The following is a 24,676-nucleotide window of genomic DNA, read 5'->3' on the forward strand; positions in this document are numbered from 1 at the left end:
GACGCTAGCCGATGAAGCGCCTCGGGGTCATGATCGACGCCATCCGGCTGGCTGGCTGCGGCAATGCGGCCAGGCTCGTGCGGGCGGCTTCGACACGGGCTTCGAAAGCCATTCGCGCAGTGCCGCCCAACGGCGCGACGAACTCGTGCGACGTCAGCGTCAGGGGATCGAGCGGCTCGTCGTTGTGTCGCACCTCGAAATGCAGGTGCGCTCCGGTCGTGACACCCGTGCGGCCGACGTAGCCGATCACTTGACCCTGCTCGATACGCTGCCCGGACTTCAGCCCGACAGCCCACGACGCCAGATGCGCGTAGCGAGTCGAATAACCGCTGTCGTGACGCAGCACGACCAGCTTGCCGTAACCCCGTTCGCTGGCGGCCAGTTCGAGCGTGCCTGTAGCGGCGGCGTAAATCGGCGTGCCGGCGGGCGCGGTCAGATCGACGCCTTCATGAAAGCGCGGCTCGCCAAACACCGGATGCGTACGCATGCCGAACGGCGAACTTACGCGCCGATAGTCCAGCGGCATCGAAAACGGCCTGCCGGCGAGCAACGCCCCGTCGAGCGTGTAGTACGCACCATGCGCAGCTCCTGGCGGGGTGAACCACAGCGCGTCATAGGTTTCGCCTTGCAGGCGCAGCTCGATGGAGGCGACGCGCGGCGTACCGGGGCCATCGGCCGAGTCCAGCATGACGCGAAACGTGTCTCCCGCCTGGGCGCGGGCATCGGGATCCACATGGCCCGCGAAAAGGCTCGCGATCTGCGCGGTGACGCTGGCGGGCAAGCCCGCGTGTTCGAGCGATTCCCGCAGGGTTGTGTCAATCGGGCCGGCTGCTGCCTGGACGGCCGGGGTGGGCAGGTCGTAGCCGTCGATCGTCTGCAGCGAGGTCACGTGGCCAAACCACTTATGTGCGCTCGAACCATCAGCCGTCTGTTCGTCGTGTAAATCGGCGAGCGGCAAACACATCGAGGCGAGGCGCGAGCAGACGGTGCCGGGCGCGATCTCGTCAGATGACACGCGCGCGCCGAACGTGGCGATATCGCTACGTTGCGCGAATGGCTGGGCAAATACGCCGTCGACGTCACGTAGCGACGGCCAGATGGCATCGAAGGAAGTCACGGGCGGCGCGCCCGGCAAGGTCACGTCTTGAGCAAGCGGGGCGCGCTCGAAGGCCGGACCGTAGCTGAATGCCGTCGAAACGGCAGCATGGGCGCCGGGCACGGACGTCGCGCTCGCGCACAAGGCCAACAGTGCAACAACGCCGCAGAGCGTCTTGCGTTTGACCGGCAACTTTGCCGCCGTCGAAATGTCCTGCCCGCGCGCGAGGAGTGAGTGAAAAGCGGTCACGTCGGAATCTCACGATCAGAAAAAAGAAAAGGCGCGGGCAAGAGCGGCCATGCGTGTCGATGCATGGCAGCGGCGCGGTGTGGGGATCGGGTATCCAGTCATCGCGCCGCGCAGCCCAACGAGCGATGAAGAAATTTTACGAATCCGCCTCAGGGGAATCTGTAGAACGAGTTCGAATGGCGGGCGCGCGCGTGCAGGTGCTCGACCTTATGCGCATAAAACGGGGGCAGAGTGGAGATGTATTGCAACTAACAGCCGATTCAATCGAGCCACACCGGGCGGGTGGCGATTTAACTCAAACGGCTTCGTCCTGATCCATCGAGCGGCCGACGATTCTGGCCGGAAACGGTTCGCCAGCGGGGCGTTCGGGCAGATCATGACCCTGACCTGCGGGATGGCGCCGGGGCGCGATCGTATCGAGCAGCGACTGCTGTTCGGGCGGAATCGTGTAGTCCCAGCCGAAGCGGCTCAATTGCAGGCTCTGCGCGATCCGCAGCGCCGGTTCCATGAACTGGACGGCTGCGGCGGGTTCGTAGTGCGCTTGCACCGTGTCGAGAAACAGATAGAGCCAGTGGCTGAAGTGCTTCGGCTCGATGCCGGGAACCGGCTCGTGCGCCTGCTGCACATTACCGCGATAAGACTTGCTGCCGAGCACGAGGCTCGACCAGAAGCGGCACATCTTCGGCAGATGCTCGTCCCAGCGGCCCGCCAGCGCGCCGTCGAAGACCGGGCCGAGCAGGGTATCGGCGCGCACACGGTCGTAGAACGCGTAGACGAGTTCGCGGATGTTGTCTTCGGTGGGGGTGGGGTGCCGCACGCGGGCGGCGCGGGTGTCGGGGTGATTCATGAGGGTGCCTGCGGGCGCGGCCCGAGTGAAGCGGTGAACGGATTATGATACCCGGCCAGGCTAAAACGTGCATGCCGCTTGCATGTTAATGTACGCCTTCCACCTCAGCATTCCTGGCCCTGTCCAGCGCCCTGCCGCCATGAGACTGACCGATTACACCGACTACTCGCTGCGCGTGATGCTGTATCTCGCCTTGCGCCGCGACGGCCTGTCGACGATCCAGGACATTTCGGATGCTTATGGCATCTCGAAGAACCATCTGATGAAGGTGGTGCAACGCCTGGGCGAACTGGGCTGGGTCGATACCGTGCGCGGGCGCAACGGCGGCCTGCGTCTCGCGCCGAACTCGCTGGCGCTGAGCGTCGGCGCCGTGGTGCGCCAGACCGAGAGCGATTTCGCGCTGGTCGGCTGCTTTCCGGACGAGCAGGGTGAGCGCCGCCAGTGCGTCATAGAGCCGCAGTGCCGCCTCAAGCATGCGCTGGCGGCGGCGCGCGATGCGTTTCTCGGCGAACTCGACCGCCACACCATCGGCGAGCTGGCGCAACCGGCGGCCGGGTTGACCGGCCTGCTTGGTCTCGTGCCGATCAAGTTCATGCCGGATGCCGCCGGGCCAACCGGACTCGCCGGAACCGTTGCACGGCGCACGCCATCGCGCGAGCATTGAGCGCGCGCCACGAGACACACCCATCTTTTTCCCTCAGCTGCGGCGCAGTGTGAATGCCATGTTTCGCCCAGGCTGGTGCCGCTTGCCTACGTCTGTCGTAAAAATCGGAAAAAATGACGCGATCGGCGCTTGAAAATGGCGCAGGACCCCTTAGATTTGGTGACAGTTAAAAATTCTGGAGGTCTCGCTTCAAATGAGAATCGACAAACTCACCACCAAGTTTCAGGAAGCACTCGCCGACGCGCAAAGTCTTGCGGTCGGCCACGACAATCAATACATCGAGCCGGTCCACCTGCTGGCGGCGCTCGTCGCGCAACAGGACGGCTCCGCGCGCTCGCTGATGTCGCGCGCCGGTGTGCAGGTGCAGGCGCTCCAGAACGCGCTCAACGACGCCATCAACCGTCTGCCGCAGGTGCAGGGCACGGATGGCAACGTGCAAGTGGGCCGCGAGCTCACGGGCCTGCTCAATCAGGCCGACAAGGAAGCGCAAAAGCTCAACGACACCTACATCGCGAGCGAGATGTTCCTGCTGGCGGTCGCCGACGACAAGGGTGATGCCGGTCAAATCGCGCGCAAGAACGGCTTGACGCGCAAGGCGCTGGAATCCGCGATCGTCGCCGTGCGTGGCGGCGCGCAGGTGCATAGCCAGGACGCCGAAAGCCAGCGCGAGGCGCTCAAGAAGTACACGGTCGATCTGACGGAGCGCGCGCGCGCCGGCAAGCTCGATCCCGTGATCGGCCGCGACGACGAAATCCGTCGCTCGATCCAGATCCTGCAACGCCGCACCAAGAACAATCCGGTGCTGATCGGCGAGCCGGGCGTCGGCAAGACGGCCATCGTCGAAGGTCTCGCGCAGCGCATCGTCAACGGCGAAGTGCCGGAGACGCTCAAAGGCAAGCGCGTGCTTTCGCTCGACATGGCGGCGCTGCTCGCGGGCGCGAAGTATCGCGGCGAATTCGAAGAGCGCCTGAAGGCGGTGCTCAGCGACATCGCCAAGGACGAAGGCCAGACCATCGTCTTCATCGACGAAATCCACACCATGGTGGGCGCGGGCAAGGCCGAAGGCGCGATGGATGCGGGCAACATGCTCAAGCCGGCGCTCTCGCGCGGCGAGCTGCACTGCATCGGCGCGACCACGCTCGACGAGTATCGCAAGTACATCGAAAAGGATGCCGCGCTCGAACGCCGCTTCCAGAAGGTGCTCGTCGATGAACCGTCGGTCGAGGCGACCATCGCGATCCTGCGCGGTCTGCAGGAAAAGTACGAACTGCACCACGGCGTGGAGATCACGGACCCGGCCATCGTCGCGGCGGCGGAACTCTCGCATCGCTACATCACGGATCGTTTCCTGCCGGACAAGGCCATCGATCTGATCGACGAAGCCGCTTCGAAGATCAAGATGGAAATCGACTCGAAGCCGGAAGAGATGGACAAGCTCGACCGCCGTTTGATCCAGTTGAAGATCGAGCGCGAAGCCGTCAAGAAGGAAAAGGACGAAGCGTCGCAGAAGCGTCTGCAGCTGATCGAGGAGGAGATCGATCGCCTGAGCCTCGAATATAAGGATCTCGAAGAAATCTGGACGGCGGAAAAAGCGGCCGTGCAGGGCAGCGCGCAGATCAAGGAAGAGATCGACCGCGTGCGCGCCGAGATCACGAAATTCCAGCGCGACGGCAAGCTCGAAAAGGTCGCGGAACTGCAGTACGGCAAGCTGCCGCAGCTCGAAGCGCAACTCCGGCAGGTCGCGCAGGCCGAAGCGAGCGAGCAGAACAACCCGACGCGCCATCGCCTGCTGCGCACGCAGGTAGGCGCCGAGGAAATCGCGGAAGTGGTGTCGCGTTCGACCGGCATTCCGGTGTCGCGCATGATGCAGGGCGAGCGCGAAAAGCTGCTGCTGATCGAAGACAAGCTGCATGAACGCGTGGTCGGCCAGGACGAGGCGATCGTTGCTGTCGCCGATGCGATCCGCCGCTCGCGCGCCGGTCTCGCGGACCCGAACAAGCCGTATGGCTCGTTCCTGTTCCTCGGGCCGACGGGCGTGGGCAAGACCGAGCTGTGCAAGGCGCTCGCCAGCTTCCTGTTCGATTCGGAGGACCATCTCATCCGCATCGACATGAGCGAGTTCATGGAGAAGCACAGCGTCGCGCGGTTGATCGGCGCGCCGCCGGGCTACGTGGGCTACGAGGAAGGCGGCTATCTGACCGAGGCCGTGCGCCGCAAGCCGTATAGCGTGATCCTGCTCGACGAAGTCGAAAAGGCTCACCCGGACGTATTCAACGTGCTGCTGCAGGTGCTCGACGACGGCCGCATGACCGATGGCCAGGGCCGCACCGTCGACTTCAAGAACACGGTGATCGTGATGACGTCGAACCTCGGCTCGCATCTGATCCAGTCGATGGCGGGCGAGCCGCAGGAAGCGATCAAGGAAGCGGTGTGGGGCGAGGTGAAGCTGCAGTTCCGCCCCGAATTCCTGAACCGGATCGATGAAGTCGTGGTGTTCCATGCGCTCGGCAAGGACAACATCGAGTCGATCGCGAAGATCCAGTTGCAGCGTCTGCGCGAGCGTCTGGAAAAGCTCGACATGGAACTGGTGGTGTCGGACGCGGCGCTCGGCAAGATCGCGGACGTCGGCTACGACCCGCTGTTCGGCGCCCGGCCGCTCAAGCGCGCGATCCAGCAGGAGATCGAGAATCCGGTCGCCAAGCTGATCCTCGCGGGCAAGTTCGGGCCGAAGGACGTGATTCCCGTCGAGGTGCAGGACGGCAAGCTCGTGTTCGAACGCGTCGTGCACTAAACGCGATGGCGGGGTGCGGGCCGGAAGGCTCGCATCGTTGCAAACGCAAAGGGCTCCCCATCATGCGGGGAGCCCTTTTTTCATGGGCGCTTCAGTGCGCTGCGGTGCGCTCAGGCCTGCTTGTTGCCGCCGCCGAGCAGCGATGCCAGGCCGCCGAGCGTGCCCAGCACGCTTTCGCCGTTGATCTGGCCGCCTTGCGGCACTTCGCCGGTCGGCGTGCCCGCATTGACGATATGCGGCAGCACCTGCGCGAGAAGGCCGCTTACCTGGCTTGGGTCCATGCCGACTTTCTGCGCGAGGCCCGACACCACGTCGGAGCCCAGCACGTTGTGCAACTGGTCGGGCGAGACCGACTGATTCTCGCCGTTACCGACCCACGATTGCACGACGTCGCCGAGACCGCCTTGCTCGAACTTCTGGATCAGGCCGTTCAGGCCGCCCGGCTGGTTGTTGACGAATTCCATCGCGACGGCGAGGAGTTGGGCCTGGCCGCCGCCTTGTTGCTGTTGCGACGAACCGAGCAGGGAACCGAGGGTATCTAACAGGCTCATGAGAATCTCTCTGAATAATGGCCGTGGCGGTGGCCACGGCCGGTAGCGGGGCGGTGCGCAGTATCGTGAAATATGCGCGGGGAATCAGGGAATCAGGGGGGGCGGGAAACCTCAGGCACCCGATGCGGCCGCATCCGAAGCGGCCTTGTTCTTCTTCGACTTTTTACCTTTTTTGGCTTTCGTGTCCGAAGCCGCGCCCGGCGCGGATGCAGCGGTGCCCGCATCGGCTGCGCTCGCGGCGGCGTCGGCCTTCTTGCTCTTGCGCTTCGACTTGCTGGCCTTCGCGTCAGACGCGGCTTGCGGCGCGGTCGTGGCGGCCGGTGTCTGCGCCACCGTGGTCGCGGGGTTGGGCGCCGTGCCCGGCGTGGCCGCGGGCGCCGCAGCCGTGCTCTTGCTGCTCTTCGACGTCGTGGCAGGCTTGCCCGCGGGCGGCGCCGACGAACCGTTGATCGTCAGGCCGGCGGCTTCAAGGTTCTGCACCGACTTCGGACCGATGCCCTTGACGCGGTTCACCAGATCGTCGGCGTCCTTGAACGGGCCGTTTTTGCTGCGCTCGTCGATGATCGCCTTGGCGTGGGCCGGGCCGATGCCCTTGACCGATTCGAGCGCGGTTTCGTCGGCGCTGTTGACTTCGACGGCAGCCACGGCGAGCGCGGCGGACAGTGAGAACCCAATCGCGAGGAACAGCATCAGCAGCTTTTTGAGCATGGCAGGCACTCCATTGAGGGCATTTCGGTTAGCCGGGAACGGACGACGCATCCAGTCGATGATGCTGCGCTACAAGGATAGGACAGTTGGCTTATCCGTGGACGCAAGCCGTCGATTTATACCGACGGTTTCAAGGCAATACAATCGCACCGCACAATATTTAATACTTCTGTGCATTCCTGCAGCGGGAGCGCTGCTCAAGCATGTATCCCGATGGTGCGTCGTTTTGCGCGCCGCTCAGGCTCGATGTGGTCCGACGATGCCGAGCTTTGCCACACGCCGATAAAGCGTCGCGCGCGAGACGCCGAGCGCGGCCGCCGCCGCATTGGGACGCCAGCGATGCGCCACCAGCGCGGCCACAATGCGCGCGCGTTCGTCGGCTTCGTTTTCGATGGTGCGCGCGGCGTCTGGCCGTGCCTCCCGCCGCTCTGGCAGCGGCAGCGGCAATTGCGCCGCCAGATCGGCGCTCAGATGCCGCGCCTCCACGCGCACCGTATCGCATACCGCACATGCGTAGCGCATGGCATTGCGCAACTGCCGCAGATTACCGGGCCACGCAAACGTAGCCAGGCGCGCCGCGAGCGCCGCATCGAGCGCGAGCGGACGGCCCGCCGCCTGCGCTTCCTCGGCGAACACCGTGTCGATCAGCGTGGCGATGTCGCGTCGCTCGCGCAGCGGCGGCAGCGTCAGCACGGCGCCGCACAGGCGATAGTAGAGATCGTCGCGAAAGCTCCCCTCGGCCACCATGCGCGCGAGATCGCGGTGCGTCGCGCAGATCACCTCAAGATCGACATGCGTGGGCGCTTCGCCGCCCAGCGGCAGCACTTCGCCTTCCGCGAGCACGCGCAGCAGGCGCGTCTGCAAGGCGAGCGGCATGTCGCCGATTTCATCGAGAAAGAGCGTGCCGCCATCGGCCATGGCGATCTTGCCGCGCGCGCCATGACGCCGCGCACCCGTAAACGCCCCCGGCGCATAGCCGAACAGCTCGCTCTCGATCAGCGATTCCGGCAACGCGCCGCAATTCACGGCCACGAACGGCCGGCTGCGGCGCGGCCCCGAGTCGTGGATCGCGCGCGCGAACACTTCCTTGCCCGCACCCGTTTCGCCGAGCAGCAGCACCGGCAGCCGCTTGCCCGCCACGCGCTGGGCGATGCGGGCGTTGTCGGCGACGCGCGCATCGGCGCTGCGCAGAAACGGGCCGAGCGCGCTGTGTTCGTGCGCATCGTCGTGGTGCGCGTGGTGTGTCGAGCGCGTATCGCGCAGCGGCGTCGCGCCGTGCTGGCCCGGCGAGGCGAGCCGTCCGAGCGGTGCACGGATGCGCGCGTAGAGCATCGCGCCGCTCGCGCGCAGGCGCAGCGCCGCGATCGCTTCGATGCGGCCGATATCGCGCAACTGCACGTGCGAGGAATCGAAGATCTCGTCGATATGGCGCGGCGCGTCGAGGCCCGCGATGCATTCTCGCGCGCGCCGGTTCGCGGCCATCACGTTGCCGTTCTCGTCGAAGGCGATCAGCAATTCGGGTTGGGCCTCGACGTAATTGCGGTTCTGATGCCCGAACAGAATCCAGCACGCCGAGGTGCGATGCAGAAAGTAGCCGTCCTCGATGAGCGTCGCGCTCTGGCGCACGAGCTGATTGACGATGCGCTGACTGTCGCGATTGTCGGGCGACTGCACGGCCGACGCGTCGAGCACGCCGATCAATTCGCCGCCCGGCGCGAAGATCGGCGCGGCGCTGCAGGTGAGCGTCGTGAACGCCGCGCGGAAGTGATCGGTCTTGTGCACCGTGATCGGCGCGAGATCGGTCAGCACGCTGGCGATGCCGCAGGTGCCTTCCTCGCTCTCCGACCAGCACGAACCGACGTAGAGGCCCGCGTGCTTGAAGTCGTTGCGGCGCTCGCGGTCGATGCGGGAATCGATGGTGACGCCGTGCGCGTCGGTGAGCATCACGCAGTAATCGGCGTCGCGCACGGTCTCGTGCAGACGGGTCAGGCACTGGCCGGACGCGCGCAGGAAGGCTTCCTCGCGATCGCGGATCTCGCGTAGCTCGGCGGCGCTCAGCACGCGCGGGCCGATCACCGAGCCAGGATCGAGCTGATAGCGCTCGAACGAGCGCTGCCACGACGACACGAGACGCGGCGAGTCGGACGGCGCGGGCAGGCGGCCTTCGACGGCGCCGCGCACGCGTTCGGCGTGCCGGGTGGGAGCGAGTGCGTAGGGCATGAGCGATTCCAGACGTTCGGGACGTTCAAGATCGGGCGCGGCGGGCGGCGCGATCTTTTGTAGCACATTCGCGGCGCGCAATCACACCGCAGCGCAGCACGCGAAACGGGTGAGACGATCGTCTCAATGCGTCTCGCGATGCCGGTGAGACGCGGCTCGTGCGCGCGAAAAGCCCACCTGGCGGGGCTTTTCGACGTTCGGCGGATAACCGTGTCAGTGTGCGTCGCGCGCCGCCCGGTCTCGTGAGACGCCGCCGCGCCTGCCACCGTCCTGGCGGCGCTTTAGGTCCATTCCCCGCAAACGCCCACGGCAAAAGCCTTCAACCGATCAACACCTCCGCTTCCGCACCGTTGGCATAACGCTTGCAGAGAGTGCAGGCAATCAAGGCGCGAAAAAGCTGCGGTACCGGAGCAAACGCGCCGCCATCACAAGTCCCCGCGCGCAACCGCGCCGCGTGGACAGGAGACAATGCCCGTGACGACGCCCGTGACTGTAGGCGTGATCGCGAACCCGGCTTCGGGCCGCGATATTCGCCGCCTCACCACTCATGCCTCGGTTTTTCCGACGGCGGAAAAGGCCAACATGGTTGTGCGCCTGCTGGCCGGTCTCGGCGCGCTGGGCGTGGAGCGCGTGCTTACCTTGCGCGATCGCACGGGCGTGGCCGCGCTGGTGCTGCGCGCGCTGCAGACGCATGCTGCGGTCGATCCTCACGCGCGCTGGCCGGCGGTCGAATTCGTCGATCTGCCCGTCAGCGACAGCGTCGCCGATACGCACGCGGGCGTCGCCCACATGATCCGCGAACAGGTCGCGCTGATCGCCGTGCTAGGCGGTGACGGCACTCATCGCGCCGTGGCCGCGCATTGCGGCACGACACCCCTCGTCGCGTTATCCACCGGCACCAATAACGCTTTTCCCGAACTGCGCGAGGCCACGGTGGCGGGCCTGGCCGGCGCGCTCGTCGCGACCGGCGCGGTGCCCGCCGAAACCGCGCTCGTGCGCAACAAGCGGCTGGTGGCGCGCTGCGTGGAAGGCGCGAGCCTTGGCCGCGAAGAGATCGCGCTGGTCGATATCTGCGTGTCGCGCCAGCCTTTCATCGGTGCGCGGGCCATTTCAGATAGTTCGGACATCGAATCGTTATTTCTTGCCTTTGCGCCGCCTGACGGCATCGGGCTCGCTTCGATTGGCGGCGCGTGGGCGCCGGTGGGGCGCGACGCCTCGCATGGCCTGCACATGACATTCAGCCTCTCTAACACGAACACAGAAGAGGGCGTGCCGCTGATCGCTCCCATCGCGCCGGGCCGCATCGAACGCGTGAGGATGCTGACCTGCCAGCGCCTTGAAGCCGGTATGGCGCTGCCCCTCGACGCGGGCCACGGCACGCTCGCCTTCGACGGTGAGCGCGAGATCGAACCGGCGCGCGGCGACCGTTACGAAGTCTCCCTCGACTGGCACGGCCCGCTGACCGTCGATGTCGCGCGCACGCTGCGTTACGCGGCTTCCCATCAGTTGTTGCGCGAGGCGCAGTGGCTCACCGCGCCGCGCCTCTCATAACCCCACATAACCCAACGAAAGGAGACATCAGCATGGAAGTGGACGGCGGCTTCACTTTCCACTGACGCCGCCGGTTGCAGTGCTGCAGGCATACACAGTGTCTTATCGACAGGAGACAACCATGTCAGGCCAGTTGAACAAGGAGCAGTTGCTCAAGGCGTATCGCTCGATGCGCACGATCCGGGAATTCGAAGAGCGCTTGCACGTCGAATTCGCGACCGGCGAGATTCCCGGCTTCGTGCACCTCTATGCGGGCGAGGAGGCGTCGGCGGTCGGCGTCATGAGTCATCTGAACGATGCCGATTATGTGGCCACGACGCACCGCGGCCACGGCCATTGCATCGCCAAGGGCGTGGACGTGCGCGAGATGATGGCCGAGATCTACGGTCGCGAGACCGGCTCGTGCCGCGGCAAGGGCGGCTCGATGCATATCGCCGATCTCTCGAAGGGCATGCTGGGCGCGAACGGCATCGTCGGCGCGGGCGGTCCGCTGACCTGCGGCGCGGCGCTCGCTGCGAAGCACAAGAAAACCGGCGGCGTGGGCGTGTGCTTTTTTGGCGACGGCGCCTCGAATCAGGGCGTGATTTTCGAATCGATGAATCTGGCTTCGGTCTGGCGCCTGCCGGTGATTTTCGTCGCCGAGAACAACGGCTACGCGGAAGCCACCTCGTCCACGTGGTCGGTCGCCGCCGATAACATCGCCGACCGCGCCAATGGCTTCGGCATGCCGGGCGTGATCGTCGATGGCTTCGACTTCTTCGCCGTTCACGAGGCGCTGGGCGAAGCGATCGCGCGGGCGCGCAGCGGCGGCGGGCCGACGCTCGTGGAAATGAAGCTTTCGCGCTATTTCGGCCACTTCGAAGGCGATGCGCAGACCTATCGCGCACCCGGCGAAGTGCAGAAGCTGCGCGAGGAAAAGGATTGCCTGAAGCGCTTCGAAGAGCGCGTGGTGCGCGCGGAGCTGGCGAGCACCGATGACCTGCGCAAGGTCGACGCCGAAGTCAAAGCGTTGATCGACGATGCCGTGGCCAAAGCGAAAGCCGCGCCGTTGCCCGCACCCGAAGCGCTGCTCACCGACGTGTACGTGTCGTATCCCTGAACGCATTGCCGGTCAATCATCAGGATTCCAGATCAAGGAGACGGAAATGGCACGGAAAATTACCTATTCGCAGGCGATCAACGAGGCGCTTGCCCAGGAAATGTCGCGCGACGACAGCGTGATCGTGATGGGCGAAGACAACGCGGGCGGCGCGGGTGCGCCCGGCGAGCAGGACGCGTGGGGCGGCGTGCTCGGCGTGACGAAGGGGCTTTACGGCAAGTTCCCGGGGCGCGTGCTCGATACGCCGCTCTCGGAAGGTGGCTTTATCGGCACGGCGGTGGGCGCGGCGGCGTGCGGCCTGCGACCGGTTGCGGAGCTGATGTTCATCGATTTCATGGGCGTGTGCTTCGATCAGATCTTCAATCAGGCCGCGAAGTTTCGCTATATGTTCGGCGGCAAGGCGGTCACGCCCGTCGTGATCCGCACGATGTACGGCGCGGGCCTGCGCGCGGCGGCGCAGCACTCGCAGATGCTGACCTCGCTTTTCACGCATATTCCGGGCCTCAAGGTCGTGTGCCCGGCCACGCCTTATGACGCGAAGGGCCTCATGATCGAGGCGATCCGCGATAACGATCCCGTGATCTTCTGCGAGCACAAGCTGCTCTACACGATGGAAGGCGACGTGCCTGAGGAGTCGTATTCGATTCCGTTCGGCGAAGCGAACATCGTGCGCGACGGCGACGACGTCACGCTCGTCACCTACGGGCGCATGGTGCATTACGCGCTCGACGCGGCGCAAAAGCTCGCGAAGGAAGGGATCGAAGCCGACGTGATCGACCTGCGCACGACCTCGCCGCTCGACGAGGAAACCATTCTGGAGAGCGTGCGGCGCACGGGCCGCGTCGTGGTGGTGGACGAGGCCAATCCGCGCTGCTCGATCGCCACGGATATCGCGGCGCTGGTCGCCAGCAAGGCGTTTCGCGATCTCAAGGCGCCGGTCGGCATGGTGACGGCGCCGCATACGCCTGTCCCGTTCGCGGCTTCGCTCGAAGACCTCTATATCCCCTCGGCGGATCAGATCGCCGAAGCCGCGCGCGCCGCCAGGAGCTGACGTTATGCCGATCCACATGATCACGATGCCCAAATGGGGCTTGTCGATGGAGCAGGGCCAGGTGAACGGCTGGCTCAAATCGCCAGGCGACAAGGTCACGAAGGGCGAGGAATTGCTCGACGTCGAATCGGACAAGATCGCCTCGGGCGTCGAATGCGCGTTCGAAGGCATTTTGCGGCGGCAGATCGCGCAGGAGGGCGACACGCTGCCGGTGGGCGCGCTGCTGGGCGTGGTCGCCGATGCCGAAACTTCGGATGCCGAAATAGACGCCGCGGTAAGCGAGTTCCAGCGCGATTTCGTCCCTGCGAAAGCGGGCGAGGCGGATGCCGGGCCGCAACCGGAAAAAGCGCAGATTGGCGGGCGCACAGTGCGCTGGCTGAAGCTCGGCGAAGGTAGCGCAACGCCCGTCGTGCTGATTCACGGCTTCGGCGGCGATCTCAACAACTGGCTCTTCAACCACGCCGATCTGGCCGCCGGGCGCACCGTTTGGGCGCTCGATCTGCCGGGGCACGGCGAGTCGGGCAAGGCGGTGGAGAGCGGCGCGCTCGATGAACTCGCGCGAAGCGTGATGGCGTTTCTCGATGCGCAGGAGATTGGGCGCGCGCATCTCGTCGGGCACTCGCTGGGCGGTGCGGTGGCGATGGCGGTGGCAGAAAGCGCGCCTGCGCGCGTCGCGTCGCTGGCGTTGATTGCGAGCGCGGGTCTCGGTGACGAGATCGACGGCGCGTATATCGAGGGCTTCGTCGCGGCGGCAAACCGCAACGCGCTCAAGCCGCATGTGACGAAGCTGTTCGCCGATCCCGCGCTGGTGACGCGCCAACTCGTCGAGGACCTCGTGAAGTACAAGCGGCTCGAAGGCGTGCAGGACGCGCTGCGCGCTATTTCCTCGCAGGCGTTCGAAGGCGGCGCGCAGCGGCGCGTGTTTCGCGACCGGCTGTCGACGCTCGCGCCAAAGGTGCTCGTGGTGTGGGGCGAGACCGATCAGATCATTCCGGCGAAACACGCACAGGGCCTCGCGCCCACGGTGAGCGTCGAGGTGATCGCGGGCAAGGGGCATATGGTGCAGATGGAGGCCGCCGCCGAGGTCAACCGCCTGCTCAAGGCCTTTTTCGAGTCGGGAGACTGACGATGAGCGTGGCCGTGTCTGAAGTCGTGGCGTCCGATATTGCATTGCCCGGCGACACCGCGCTCGGCCAGCACGGCCTGCGCAGCCGCGAGAAACTCGCGCGTATTCCGGTGAAGATCGTGCCCGCGCCGGCGGGCGGGGCGCTGCCTAAACCGCCCTGGTTGCGCGCGCGCCCACTCATGAGTACGACGATCGAGGAGGTCGCCAAGGTACTGCGCGAGCATCGGCTGCATTCGGTCTGCGAGGAGGCGATGTGCCCGAACATCGGCGAATGCTTTGCGCAGCGCACGGCCACGTTCATGATCATGGGCGGCCTGTGCACGCGGCGCTGTCCGTTCTGCGATGTCGCGCACGGGCGGCCCGAGCCGCTCGACGCTGACGAACCCGAGCATCTGGCGGCGGCGGTCGCGGCGCTCGGTCTGCGGCATGTCGTCATTACGTCGGTCGATCGCGACGATCTGCGCGATGGCGGCGCGGCGCATTTCGCGCAGTGTATCGAGCAGGTGCGCAAGCGCGTACCGGGTATCGGCGTCGAGATCCTGACGCCGGATTTTCGTGGCCGCATCGAGCGGGCGCTCGATGCGCTGTCGGCCGCGTGGCCCGATGTGTTCAATCACAACATCGAGACGGTGCCGTCGCTTTATCGCGCGGCGCGGCCGGGCGCGGACTATCGCGGCTCGCTCGATCTGCTCGCGCGTGCGAAGCAGGCGCATTCGGCGCTCGTCACGAAGTCAGGGCTGATGGTGGGGTTGGGCGAAACCGATGAGGAGTTGCGGGCGACGCTGGGCGATCTGCGCGAGCATGGCGTCGAGGTGCTGACGATCGGGCAGTATCTCGCGTCTTCGCGCTATCACCTGCCGGTGCGGCGTTATCTGCATCCAGACGAGTTCGCGGCGCTGCGTGAGGCGGGACTGGCGATGGGGTTTCGGGAAGTCGTGGCGGGGCCGCTCGTGCGGTCTTCGTATCATGCGGCGCAGACAGCGGAGGCAGCGCGCGCGGAGGTCTGATGGTCCTCTGTCTATTCTGCAACTAACAGCCAGCGGCGCCTGCACTTGCAAGAAGGCGCGCGCAGCGCGCCCGACCTTCGAACCTCGCTCAACCTTCGGCTCGCAGATAGCGCGTGCTGACCCGCGACAGATAAACGATCAGGCCCGCGCCCGCGATCACGAGACTTGCCGCGTTGGCGAGCCAGAAGCCGCGCGCGCCGGTTGCCCAGCCGGGCAGGGTGCCGAACACGTCGAAGCCGAGCGCATAGCCGCCGCCCAGACCCACACCCCAGAGGGCGATCGCGTAGATGAGCGTCGGCACCACGGCGACCTTGTAGGCGCGCAGCGCGAACGCGGTCGTGATCTGCAGCGCGTCGAAGACGTGATAGACCGTCACGATCGCGACGAGCGGCATCGCCGCCACCGCCACGGCGGGATCGGGCGTATAGCCGCTGATGATGAGCGGTCGCAGCACGAACACGATCGCGCCGTAGCAGCAGGCGATCGCCACCGCCGTCATCACGCCATGACGCGCGAGCGTGCGCGCTTCGGCGGGACGGCCGCCGCCCAGCGCCTGCGCCACCAGCGTCGACGTCGCCACGCCGATCGACAGCGGCGTCATATAGAGCACCGCGCCCATATTGCCGGCGATCTGGTGCCCCGCGAGCGTCGTCGTGCCCAGACGCGCGATGAAGATCGCCATGAAGGTGTAGGAGGTCACCTCGATGAGATACGACAGCCCCATCGGAATGCCGAGCTTGAGCAGTTCCGCCTGGCGCTTCCAGACCGGCCAGCAGAAGTGCCGGAAGATTTCGAACGGCGCGAACACATCGATGCGCGTGAACGCGAAGGCCGCGCACAGCGCGAGCGCCCAGTTGATCGACGTGCTGGCGAGCGCGCAGCCGGGGCCGCCCAGCGCGGGCACGCCAAGGCCGCCGAAGATCAGCCACGTATTGAGCGGCACCTTGATCGCGAGCGCGCCCACCTGCAGGAACATCACGAGGCGTGGGCGGCCGACCGCATTGGACAGCGAGCTATAGATGCGGAACGCAAGGCTTGCGGGTAGCCCGAACGACAGCAGCCGCAGATAGCCAATGGTGCGATCGCGCAGCGCTTCGGGCGCGCGCGCAAGATCGAGCAGCGGGCCGGGGAAGTAGAGAATCACGAAGCCGATCACCATCAGCACGAGCGCGAGCCAGAAGGCCTGGCGCACTTCCTCTCCGATCTCGGCATCCTTGCGCGCGCCGTAGAGTTGCGCGGCGACCGGCTGCAGCGCCGAGAGGATGCCCGTGAGGCCGATATAGACCGACACATAGATCGACGACCCGAGCCCCAGCGCGGCGAGGTCGAGCGCCGAATAGCGGCCCACCATCGCCGTGTCGATCACGCCGAACGCGATGATCGCAAGCTGCCCGACCAGCACCGGCCACGCAAGGCCGGCGATGCGCCGCACATCGCCGAGGAGGGTTGTCGTCACCGCGGCCTCAATCGTCAATCGGGGCGCTTGCGCCATACGCGCTTCTTGAGCGGCGGCTGCGGGCGGTCGATGCGCACGTAGAGACGGAAGCGCTCGTCGCGGTCGGCGGCGCGGCGGCCTTCCCAGACCAGCTTCCAGACGAAGTTCGACATCGAGCTGGGTTCGCCGTAGTCCTGGGTATCCTGACGCAGGATCACGTCGCAGTCCTCGTCGAACGAGAAGTGCATCTTGCCGAAATAGGCGAAGGTGGCGATCTGCGCGTCGCCGAGGCGCACCGGCGAAATGCACTGATAGTCGGCGGGGAGGTGCGCCGAGATCTGCTGGGCGACGTCCTTATACGTGCGGCTGTAGTTGACGACGGGCAGCCAGAGCGTCATCAGCAGGACCCACATCAGCGTGGTGCCGCCGCTCGACAGCACGACGCTGCGCCAGAGGACCTTCGGATGACGCGCCACGCGCCATTGCACGAGCGCCATCCAGCACAGCGTCACGCCCACCGCGCAGACGAAGGACAAAATCTTGAACTGCGGTGCGAAGCCCGGCACGAGACGCGCGAGATTGCGCGCGAGCGGCGCCGGGAAGCCGGTCATGCCCGCGAGCCAGACGAGCCACACGAAGGTGCCGAGGATCGTGAAGCTCAGCACCGCGAACCAGTCGATGGCGTTGATCGCGCCGCGCTTGAGCGTCGGCAGCGCGAAGGTCGCGAGCACCGACAGCGCGGGCAGCACCAGCATGAAGAGGCGATTGGTTTCGTGGCTCTGCACGACCACGAGGATCAGGAGCGGCACGATCACCGACAGCGGAATCGCGATGTGCGGCGCGCGGCGCAGGCCGGCCCAGCTCACCCACGCCCAGATCGCGAGCGGCCACGCGGGCCAGGTGAACAGCGGCAGGTTCTTGGCGGCATAGCGCAGCACCGTGCCCGGCGGCCCCGCGAACGCATTGACGTTGGTGCGAGCCCATTGGTTGATGAACCACACGGCATCGTCGGGATAGGTGTGCAGCGCGATCAGCGGCCACGAGAAGCCGATCACGATCGCCACCGGCAGGCCGGCCACCAGCAGCCAGCGCGAGCGCGTCTCGGGCGCGATGGCGAGCATCGCGAGCGTACCGATGAGCAGGGCGCCCACCAGCACCGGACCGCTCGACAGCATCACGACGCCCAGCGCCGCGCCCCACCAGACAGCGCCCTGGACGGGTTTGTCGATGGCGCGCACGAGGCCGTAGACGAGCATGGCGATGCCGAGGAACTGCATCAGCTGCGGCGTGGTTTCGTGGCCGCGTTCGGCAAGGCCGAAGCAGGCGAGCAGAACGAGCAGGGCGCCGTCCGCCAGCGTGCGGCCGTAGTCGCGCGGCTCGGGCTCGCCGCCGAAGGCGTACTTGAACGGCTGCACTTCGGCGCGCCGGCCAAGCAAATAGGCGCTGTACCAGACGAAAGCACAGGCGAAGCAGAACAGCAGGCCCGTGGCGATGCGCGAGGCATTGCTCGCGTCCACCCACGGCGCAAAGAGGCGGATGCACAGCGCGCCGAGCCAGTAGCCCAGCGGGCCGTTCTCCGTCACGTATTTGCCGACGAGGTTCGGCAGCAGCCAGTCGTGCGAGGTGCCGCCGGCCATCGTCCACATCACGCCGAAACCCGCCGCATCCTCGTTCTTCCACGGATCGCGGCCGAACAGGCCGAACGAAGCGAAGACGATGGTGATGGTCAGCAGCAGCCAGCGCGGCAGGGCGCTGGTGGCGGAGGCGGTCAGGCGAATGGCAGGCTTCATGCAGTACGAGGGAATCGGGTAAGCGGACCGGCGGGCAACGTCAAGGCAAGGACTCGCCGCGATTGACGTGCCTGCGCCCGGTCGGGAGCATCCGGCATTCTAGCCGGGCGCGCCTGCGCGCGTCACGGCGCAGGCTGGGTGCGAACGCAATGAAACGCCGGAGCGCCGGTGGTACATGGGTGCGTCGCGATGAACGGGAAGCGCGGGCAACAAAAAAGGGCAGCGTATGCTGCCCTTTCTGTGTGGGACCGGCACCTAAGCCGGCACAGCGAAGATTTACTTCGTTGCCTTGCCCGTGGCGCGTGCGCCGAACTTCTTGTTGAACTTCTCGACGCGGCCAGCCGTGTCCATGATCTTCTGCGTGCCCGTGTAGAACGGGTGCGATTCCGACGAGACTTCGATCTTTGCGAGCGGGTAGGTCTTGCCGTTGAATTCTGCGGTTTCGCGCGTCTGGATCGTCGAGCGCGTCACGAAACGGAAGTCGTTCGAAACGTCGATGAACAGAACTTCGCGGTAATCCGGGTGAATGCCTTCTTTCATGATGATTCCTTAAATCTGACGGTAGCCAACCCGCGAGCCCGGCTGCCCTATGCAGTACCGGCGCTCTTGCCCGAAATCAGGCGCGAGCCACTTGCCCAAGGTCGAAAAACGGCGATTATGCCAGAAAATCAGCCGGTTGGCGATTTTTCACGAGTCCGGGGCCGCCAGTACGCCCACGCGCGCGGGGTCCTGACGGTAATAGCGCGCAAGCAAGCGGTAAAGCTCCGGATATTCGGCTTCGAACGCCTGCGGCTTGACGAACAGCGCCTCGCTGCAGACCGCGAAGAACTCGGACGGATGATCGGCGGCATAGGGATCGATCAGCGAATCGCGCTCGAAGCGCGCCCAGCGGCGCTCTGGCACGGCGTCCACCTTGTCGCAGAACTGGTCGTAGGCGTTGTCGAACACGTCCGCCCAGGCCTGTGCATCGAGCGGCGCATGCCAGCGTCGAAAAAGGGGCGGATGGCCATCGGCTTCGCCATTGAGCATGTCGATCTTGTGCGCGAACTCGTGGATCACGACGTTATACGCGTCGCCGCCATCGGTCATCTGCGCGTCTTCCCACGACAGCAGCACCGGGCCGCCTTCCCACGCCTCGCCGCTCGCGTCGTGCTCGACTTCGTGAACCACGCCGTCCTCGTCCTCGACGGTCTTGCGGATGATGAATTCGCCGGGATAGACCGTCACGCCGACCCAGCCTTTATAGAGATCGAGCGAGAGGTTGAGCACCGGCAGCGACGCTTGCACCGCGATCGCCACGGCAATCCGGTCGGTCAGCTCCAGGTCGTGCGCCGTGGTGAATTCCTTCTGCGCGAGAAAAAGGCTCGTGAGTTCGCGCAGACGCACGAGATCGGCGGCGTCGAGATAGGCGAGAAACGGCAGCCCGGCGAGCGTCGCCTGCCAGAGCGCATGGTCGATCGCATAAGTGCGCAATGCCTTTTCGCGGCGGCGCGTGTCGAACCAGTGGGTCAGTTTCGAAAGCATCGATTTACGTTGTGCGCGTTGTTCAGTCGATCTGCTTTTGCCACGCGGCGAACACGCCGCCGACGACGGCCACGCCGATCAGGAAATAGAACCCGTCGAGCGAACTCAGGAAACTGGCCTGCTGCGCGACCGTCCTGCTGATCTGCGCGATCGCCAGTCCTTGCGCTTCGCCGGGCGAGCGGCCGAGTCCTTCGAAGGCATGCACGAGCGTCGCGTAAGTGTTCTGGAAGATCGGGTTGAGCGGGCTCACGAATTCGGCGAGCCGGGTCTGATGCAGCGCCAGCCGGTGCTGCTCAAGGATGATAACCGTGCTGGTCGCGAACGACATCGTCAATTGACGCATGACATTTTTCAAACGGTAACCGTGGGTATATTCCTCGATGGCGAACACGCGGAACGTCAGATTGGCGACGGGCAGCACGATGAAGAGCAGCAGCAGGCCGCGCAGCAGCAGCGGGAAAATCAGCCAGCTTTCGCTCGTGTCGGGCGTGAGGCGCGTCATCCAGAACGCAATGAACGCCGCGAGGGCGAAGCCCGGCACGATGATCCACTTCTTGTGCGTGACGTACTTCGAATAGCGGAAATAGAGGAACAGCGCGGTGGCCGAGATCAGCGAGGTCACGCCGGTCAGACGCCCGGCGTTCTCGACCGGATAGTTCAGGCCACCCTCCAGAAGACGCGAGACCAGGTAGCTCAGCGCCGTCGTCAGATAGTAGTAGAGCATGTAGAGCAGCAAGCCGACGCGGAACGGTTTTTCGCGAAACGCGTGCAGGCTCATGAGCGGCTTCGGATGATGCCACTGGTGCCACACGAACCACGCGAGCGCCGCCATGCCCGCGACCGTGAGCAGCACGATGCCGGGCGAGCCGCTGAACAGCTCGAAGCGCACCTGCTGCATGGCGATTTGCAAGGCCGCTTGCGCGAACGCGAAGATGACGTAGGGCCAGACGTGCGTGTCGCCGCGCGCCTCGGGCGCGACCAGACCGGAATCGGGGAGCGCCAGCAGGGCCAGCACCGCATAGACGACGCCAGCCGGCGCGCAAAACGCGAACAGCGCGCGCCAGTCGAAATGCGAAACCAGCAGGCCGCCCAGCAGCGGCGCAAGCGCGCTCGACAGGACGATCAGGATCAGGAAAGCACGCGTCGCGACGGGGCGCTGCTGCGGCGTGAAAGAGCTCTGGATCAGGATGCGGCAGGTGCCCATCATCGGGCCGATGCAGTAGCCCTGAAAGCCGCGCGCGGAGGCGAGTTCGATCGACGACTCGCAGAGCGCCGCGGCCATCGCGCCCGCCGAATAGAACAGCAGACTGCCCGCCACGTAACGGCGGTAGCCGACGCGTTCGACCCACCATTGCTGCTGCAGGATGCCGAGCACGGCGCCTACGGCATAGGTGCTGGACGACCACACGAGTTCGTCGGGCGATGCGTTGATGCCGCCCGCGATGTAGCTCGTGAAGAAGGAAAAGATCGCGTTGTCGTAGTAGTCGAGGCCGGTCGCGAGCGCGAGTACCCACGGAAAGAAGTCGCCGCGCAGGCGCGCGGCGCTGAAAAGCGGTGCGCGGGTGGGAGCGGTGCTCATTCGGCGTCGCCTCCATCGTCGCCATTGCGCTTTTGCGCCGGCCTGGTCTTGCGGGCGGCGCCGGACTTGCCGCGCGCGTGATTGCCGCTTTGCGTGTTGACGGACGCCGTGCGTCCGGTGTCCGTCTGCGCGAGATTGTCGTGCGCCTGCGCGGCCTGCTTGCGCCGTCGCGCTGCGGCTAGACGTTCGTCGATCAGCGTTTCCGACGGCTCGCCCGCGAGGCGGCGTTTCAGATAGTCGAGATCGTGCGCGAGTTCGGCGCGCACGGTCTGCGCTTCCTTGAGTTCGCGGCGCACGTCCGCGATGCGGGTATCGAGCGTCCCAATCTGCTGTTCGAGCGCGTCGGCGATCTGTTGCAGCGATTCCTGCGAATAGCGCCGGCGTCCATCGCCCACTGTTTCCAGCGGGCGTTTGAGCATTTCGGTGATGCCGTGCAGTGAAAAACCGATGGCGCGCAGCCGCAGAATGCGGGCGAACTGCTCAAGATCGCGTTCGTCGTAAAGGCGGTAGCGGCCCTCGCTGCGCGTGGGCGTGACGAGGCCGCGTTCCTCGTAATACTTGAGCGTGCGGGGCGTGACGCCAAGCCGTGCGGCGGCGTCGCGCACTGTCAGCAGTGCGGGAGAATGGCTGGGCATCGATGGATAGCCGGCTGATCCGGCAGAGGAAGCATCGGCCCGATTATAGATCAACGTGAACGTTCACGTTCATGTTGAGGCGCACAGGGTTTGATCGGGAAAAACAAAAACGCCCGCGAAAGCGGGCGTTCGGGATACATCGATGAGGCTAGCGGAGCAGGGCTTTAGCCGCCGCGACGCATCATGTCGAAGAACTCGGAGTTGTTCTTCGTCTGGCGAATCTTGTCGAGCAGGAATTCCATTGCTTCGACTTCATCCATGTCGTGGATGAACTTGCGCAGCACCCAGATCTTCTGAAGGATGTCCGGCTTGATCAACAGTTCTTCGCGACGCGTGCCCGACTTGTTCAGGTTGATCGACGGATAGACGCGCTTTTCCGCGAGGCGGCGTTCGAGGTGCACTTCCATGTTGCCGGTGCCCTTGAACTCTTCGTAGATCACGTCGTCCATGCGGCTGCCGGTTTCGATCAGCGCCGTGCCGATGATGGTGAGCGAGCCGCCTTCTTCGATGTTACGTGCCGCACCGAAGAAGCGCTTCGGACGTTGCAGCGCGTTGGCGTCCACACCGCCGGTCAGCACCTTGCCCGAAGCCGGCACGACCGTGTTGTAGGCGCGCGCGAGACGCGTGATCGAGTCGAGCAGAATCACGACGTCGTGCTTCATTTCGACGAGGCGCTTGGCCTTCTCGATCACCATTTCGGCGACCTGGACGTGACGGGCAGCCGGTTCGTCGAAGGTCGAGGCGATCACTTCGCCCGCCACCGAGCGCTGCATTTCGGTCACTTCTTCAGGACGCTCGTCGATCAGCAGCACGAACAGGACCACGTCGGGGTGATTCTGCTTGATGGCGTGCGCGATGTGCTGAAGCATCACGGTCTTGCCGGACTTGGGCGAGGCGACCAGCAGGCCGCGCTGACCCTTGCCGATCGGCGCGATCATGTCGATGATGCGGCCCGTGACGTTTTCTTCGCCACGCATCTCACGCTCGAGCAGCAGCACCTTGTTCGGGTGCAGCGGCGTGAGATTCTCGAACATGATCTTGTGCTTCGAGGCCTCCGGCGCCTGGCCGTTGACCTTGTCGACCTTCACGAGCGCGAAGTAGCGTTCGCCGTCCTTCGGCGTGCGCACTTCACCTTCGATCGTGTCGCCGGTGTGCAGGTTGAAGCGGCGGATCTGCGACGGGCTGATATAGATATCGTCCGTGCTGGCGAGATACGAGGTTTCCGGCGAGCGCAAGAAGCCGAAGCCGTCGGGGAGCACTTCGAGCGTGCCGTCACCGAAGATCGTTTCGCCCGTCTTGGCGCGCTTTTTGAGAATCGCGAACATGAGTTCCTGCTTGCGCAGGCGGTTCGCATTTTCGATCTCGAGGCCATTGGCCATCTCGATCAATTCAGACACGTGCTGAGACTTGAGCTCGGAAAGATGCATACGGAGAACCCGTCGGGGAGGATGCGACGAAAAGAAGTCAGGGGGAAAAGAAGCGAGCGGAACCGCTCAAGGACTTGTATAAGGGCGCCGGGTAGACGCTTTATGAATTCTAGCATAGCACACGCCAAAACCCGTCAGGGGAGCCCAACGGCATGTTTCGGCATGTTTTTCGGGCGCGTGTTGTCGGTGGACAACATGCACACCCAGGCATTCTAGCGTGTGCGCCGCTGCTTTGTGCTGCTTTCGTGCGCATCCTGTATTCGTTATTTGAATCGGATGTGGCCGGGCAGGATCGTCGCCCGGCCGGGCACAGATTGCATGCTAGCGGCGCGGCGCCTTTTTACAGGTGGCTGTCCAGGAACGCGGTCAGTTGCGACTTCGAGAGCGCGCCGACCTTTTGTGCCGCAACGGCGCCGTTCTTGAAGAGGATCAGCGTCGGGATACCGCGAACGCCGAACTTCACAGGCGTCGATTGATGCTCGTCGACGTTGATCTTCGCGATTTGCAGGCGATCGCCGTAGTCCTTCGCGACTTCGTCGAGAATCGGCGCGATCATCTTGCAGGGGCCGCACCATTCGGCCCAGAAGTCCAGCAGCACGGGCTTATCGGATTTCACGACGTCCTGTTCGAACGATGCGTCGCTGATGTGCTTGATTTGTTCGCTCATTGTCTAATTACCTCTTTCGGATCGAGGCTGATTGAATTGCTCGCCACGATACACCAAAACTCAAAATAGTTCCGGGGATGCCCGGCCTGCGCCGGACGGCTCCGGATCCACTCGTCAGGGCTTCCCTGACAAAGGTCGCCGCCAGTTTAGCCTAAATCCCTATGCGTTGCCGACGGTGATAGTACGCATGGCGCCAGCAGGGTTTCATGCTTTTTTCGCGGCGCATTCGTGTCTGTCCGTCATGCCGATCGTGCGCGAATTTCGTGCCGCCGGGGTGGGTTACTCATGCGGATATGTGCGCCCGCATGCATTGCATGGTGTTGCATGGTGTTGATATGGTGCTGCGGCGTAGGTTTGCAAGGTCTGGTCGCGCCGGCCCGCGCATCGTTGCGGAAAAGGCGATATTTCGCGGATTCGAAGAGTTTTGCAGTGCGGCATTCTCAAGACAGCCCATCCAGTGTTAGAATGCGACGTGACGGGCCTCCTCGCATGGAGGGGCGGTCAACCTGGTCAGGTCGGGAACGAAGCAGCCACAGCCGTTTTCCGCCAGTGCCGAGGGTCAGGCTCGTCACCTTCAATTTTTTCTGCTGTTTTTCTGTTGTTCCTCTCTGGTTTTTCCCGCTTTTCTCCCAAAGTGATCCGCAGTGCGTGCGCCGTGA

19 protein-coding genes, 1 other RNA gene and 1 pseudogene are annotated in these 24,676 nt (G+C 64.9%); 8 read left to right on the forward strand and 13 right to left on the reverse strand.

The window, feature by feature from the left end; genetic code table 11:
* Nucleotides 1-4: 4 nt before the first annotated feature.
* Together B0G62_RS19910 and B0G62_RS19915 are read right to left on the reverse strand one after the other, a co-directional pair.
* Nucleotides 5-1,345 (reverse strand): M23 family metallopeptidase, encoded by a 1,341-nt coding sequence (locus tag B0G62_RS19910; protein WP_103705930.1) that lies wholly within the window; start codon nt 1,343-1,345, stop codon nt 5-7.
* A gap of 295 nt (nt 1,346-1,640) precedes the next feature.
* Entirely contained in the window at nt 1,641-2,192 is a 552-nt protein-coding gene (locus tag B0G62_RS19915) for a group III truncated hemoglobin (protein WP_103705931.1), read from the reverse strand.
* Between the two features lie 139 nt (nt 2,193-2,331).
* On the opposite strand from B0G62_RS19915, the gene B0G62_RS19920 reads away from it, so the two are divergent.
* Together B0G62_RS19920 and clpB are read left to right on the forward strand one after the other, a co-directional pair.
* Nucleotides 2,332-2,856 carry an RrF2 family transcriptional regulator gene (locus B0G62_RS19920; protein WP_103705932.1) on the forward strand — a complete coding sequence of 175 codons (525 nt, stop codon included), beginning with the start codon at nt 2,332-2,334 and terminating at the stop codon, nt 2,854-2,856.
* 193 nt (nt 2,857-3,049) lie between these two features.
* Nucleotides 3,050-5,647, forward strand: coding sequence for an ATP-dependent chaperone ClpB (gene clpB / locus B0G62_RS19925; protein WP_103705933.1), 2,598 nt, complete (start codon nt 3,050-3,052; stop codon nt 5,645-5,647).
* 110 nt (nt 5,648-5,757) lie between these two features.
* Here clpB and B0G62_RS19930 read toward each other — a convergent pair whose 3' ends face one another.
* From B0G62_RS19930 to B0G62_RS19940, 3 genes are all read right to left on the reverse strand, one after another.
* Nucleotides 5,758-6,198, reverse strand: a complete 441-nt coding sequence (locus tag B0G62_RS19930; RefSeq protein WP_103705934.1) for a YidB family protein — start codon at nt 6,196-6,198, stop codon at nt 5,758-5,760.
* A gap of 111 nt (nt 6,199-6,309) precedes the next feature.
* Entirely contained in the window at nt 6,310-6,906 is a 597-nt protein-coding gene (locus B0G62_RS19935; protein WP_103705935.1) for a ComEA family DNA-binding protein, read from the reverse strand.
* A gap of 237 nt (nt 6,907-7,143) precedes the next feature.
* Entirely contained in the window at nt 7,144-9,126 is a 1,983-nt protein-coding gene (locus B0G62_RS19940; RefSeq protein ID WP_103705977.1) for a sigma-54-dependent Fis family transcriptional regulator, read from the reverse strand.
* 468 nt (nt 9,127-9,594) lie between these two features.
* Here B0G62_RS19940 and B0G62_RS19945 point away from each other — a divergent pair, with 468 nt between their 5' ends.
* From B0G62_RS19945 to lipA, 5 genes are all read left to right on the forward strand, one after another.
* Nucleotides 9,595-10,677: an ATP-NAD kinase family protein gene (locus tag B0G62_RS19945; RefSeq protein WP_167401315.1), complete on the forward strand. Its 1,083-nt coding sequence runs from the start codon at nt 9,595-9,597 to the stop codon at nt 10,675-10,677.
* Nucleotides 10,678-10,798: 121 nt separating this feature from the next.
* Nucleotides 10,799-11,776: a thiamine pyrophosphate-dependent dehydrogenase E1 component subunit alpha gene (locus B0G62_RS19950; RefSeq protein WP_103705936.1), complete on the forward strand. Its 978-nt coding sequence runs from the start codon at nt 10,799-10,801 to the stop codon at nt 11,774-11,776.
* A 46-nt stretch (nt 11,777-11,822) separates the two neighbouring features.
* Nucleotides 11,823-12,827 carry an alpha-ketoacid dehydrogenase subunit beta gene (locus tag B0G62_RS19955; RefSeq protein ID WP_103705937.1) on the forward strand — a complete coding sequence of 335 codons (1,005 nt, stop codon included), beginning with the start codon at nt 11,823-11,825 and terminating at the stop codon, nt 12,825-12,827.
* A gap of 4 nt (nt 12,828-12,831) precedes the next feature.
* The gene (locus B0G62_RS19960) at nt 12,832-13,953 is read left to right on the forward strand and encodes an acetoin dehydrogenase dihydrolipoyllysine-residue acetyltransferase subunit (protein ID WP_103705938.1); all 1,122 of its coding nucleotides are present in this window, start codon (nt 12,832-12,834) and stop codon (nt 13,951-13,953) included.
* Nucleotides 13,954-13,955: 2 nt separating this feature from the next.
* On the forward strand, nt 13,956-14,960 hold the full coding sequence (gene lipA, locus B0G62_RS19965) for a lipoyl synthase (RefSeq protein ID WP_407671217.1): 1,005 nt from the start codon (nt 13,956-13,958) through the stop codon (nt 14,958-14,960).
* Between the two features lie 88 nt (nt 14,961-15,048).
* Here the strand turns inward: lipA and B0G62_RS19970 are convergent, their stop codons facing one another.
* The 8 genes and pseudogenes from B0G62_RS19970 to trxA form a co-directional block, all read right to left on the reverse strand.
* A complete protein-coding gene (locus tag B0G62_RS19970) occupies nt 15,049-16,416 on the reverse strand; it encodes an MATE family efflux transporter (protein ID WP_244193313.1) in 1,368 nt (455 codons plus the stop codon).
* A 14-nt stretch (nt 16,417-16,430) separates the two neighbouring features.
* The gene (locus B0G62_RS19975; RefSeq protein WP_103705940.1) at nt 16,431-18,185 is read right to left on the reverse strand and encodes an ArnT family glycosyltransferase; all 1,755 of its coding nucleotides are present in this window, start codon (nt 18,183-18,185) and stop codon (nt 16,431-16,433) included.
* A 276-nt stretch (nt 18,186-18,461) separates the two neighbouring features.
* Nucleotides 18,462-18,725 (reverse strand): type B 50S ribosomal protein L31, encoded by a 264-nt coding sequence (locus B0G62_RS19980; RefSeq protein ID WP_028224764.1) that lies wholly within the window; start codon nt 18,723-18,725, stop codon nt 18,462-18,464.
* A 147-nt stretch (nt 18,726-18,872) separates the two neighbouring features.
* Nucleotides 18,873-19,709 carry a M90 family metallopeptidase gene (locus B0G62_RS19985; protein WP_103705941.1) on the reverse strand — a complete coding sequence of 279 codons (837 nt, stop codon included), beginning with the start codon at nt 19,707-19,709 and terminating at the stop codon, nt 18,873-18,875.
* A 22-nt stretch (nt 19,710-19,731) separates the two neighbouring features.
* The gene (locus B0G62_RS19990) at nt 19,732-21,288 is read right to left on the reverse strand and encodes an MFS transporter (protein WP_103705942.1); all 1,557 of its coding nucleotides are present in this window, start codon (nt 21,286-21,288) and stop codon (nt 19,732-19,734) included.
* A gap of 143 nt (nt 21,289-21,431) precedes the next feature.
* Nucleotides 21,432-21,923, reverse strand: a pseudogene (locus B0G62_RS19995) (MerR family transcriptional regulator); the annotation flags it as partial.
* A gap of 164 nt (nt 21,924-22,087) precedes the next feature.
* Nucleotides 22,088-23,350 carry a transcription termination factor Rho gene (gene rho, locus B0G62_RS20000; protein ID WP_103705944.1) on the reverse strand — a complete coding sequence of 421 codons (1,263 nt, stop codon included), beginning with the start codon at nt 23,348-23,350 and terminating at the stop codon, nt 22,088-22,090.
* Between the two features lie 340 nt (nt 23,351-23,690).
* Nucleotides 23,691-24,017 carry a thioredoxin TrxA gene (trxA, locus tag B0G62_RS20005; RefSeq protein ID WP_027797264.1) on the reverse strand — a complete coding sequence of 109 codons (327 nt, stop codon included), beginning with the start codon at nt 24,015-24,017 and terminating at the stop codon, nt 23,691-23,693.
* Between the two features lie 474 nt (nt 24,018-24,491).
* Here trxA and ffs point away from each other — a divergent pair.
* Nucleotides 24,492-24,590, forward strand: an RNA gene (gene ffs / locus B0G62_RS20010) — signal recognition particle sRNA small type.
* Nucleotides 24,591-24,676: the final 86 nt, after the last annotated feature.

Origin of the sequence: Paraburkholderia eburnea (assembly GCF_002917095.1) — a bacterium.
Lineage (GTDB): Bacteria > Pseudomonadota > Gammaproteobacteria > Burkholderiales > Burkholderiaceae > Paraburkholderia > Paraburkholderia eburnea.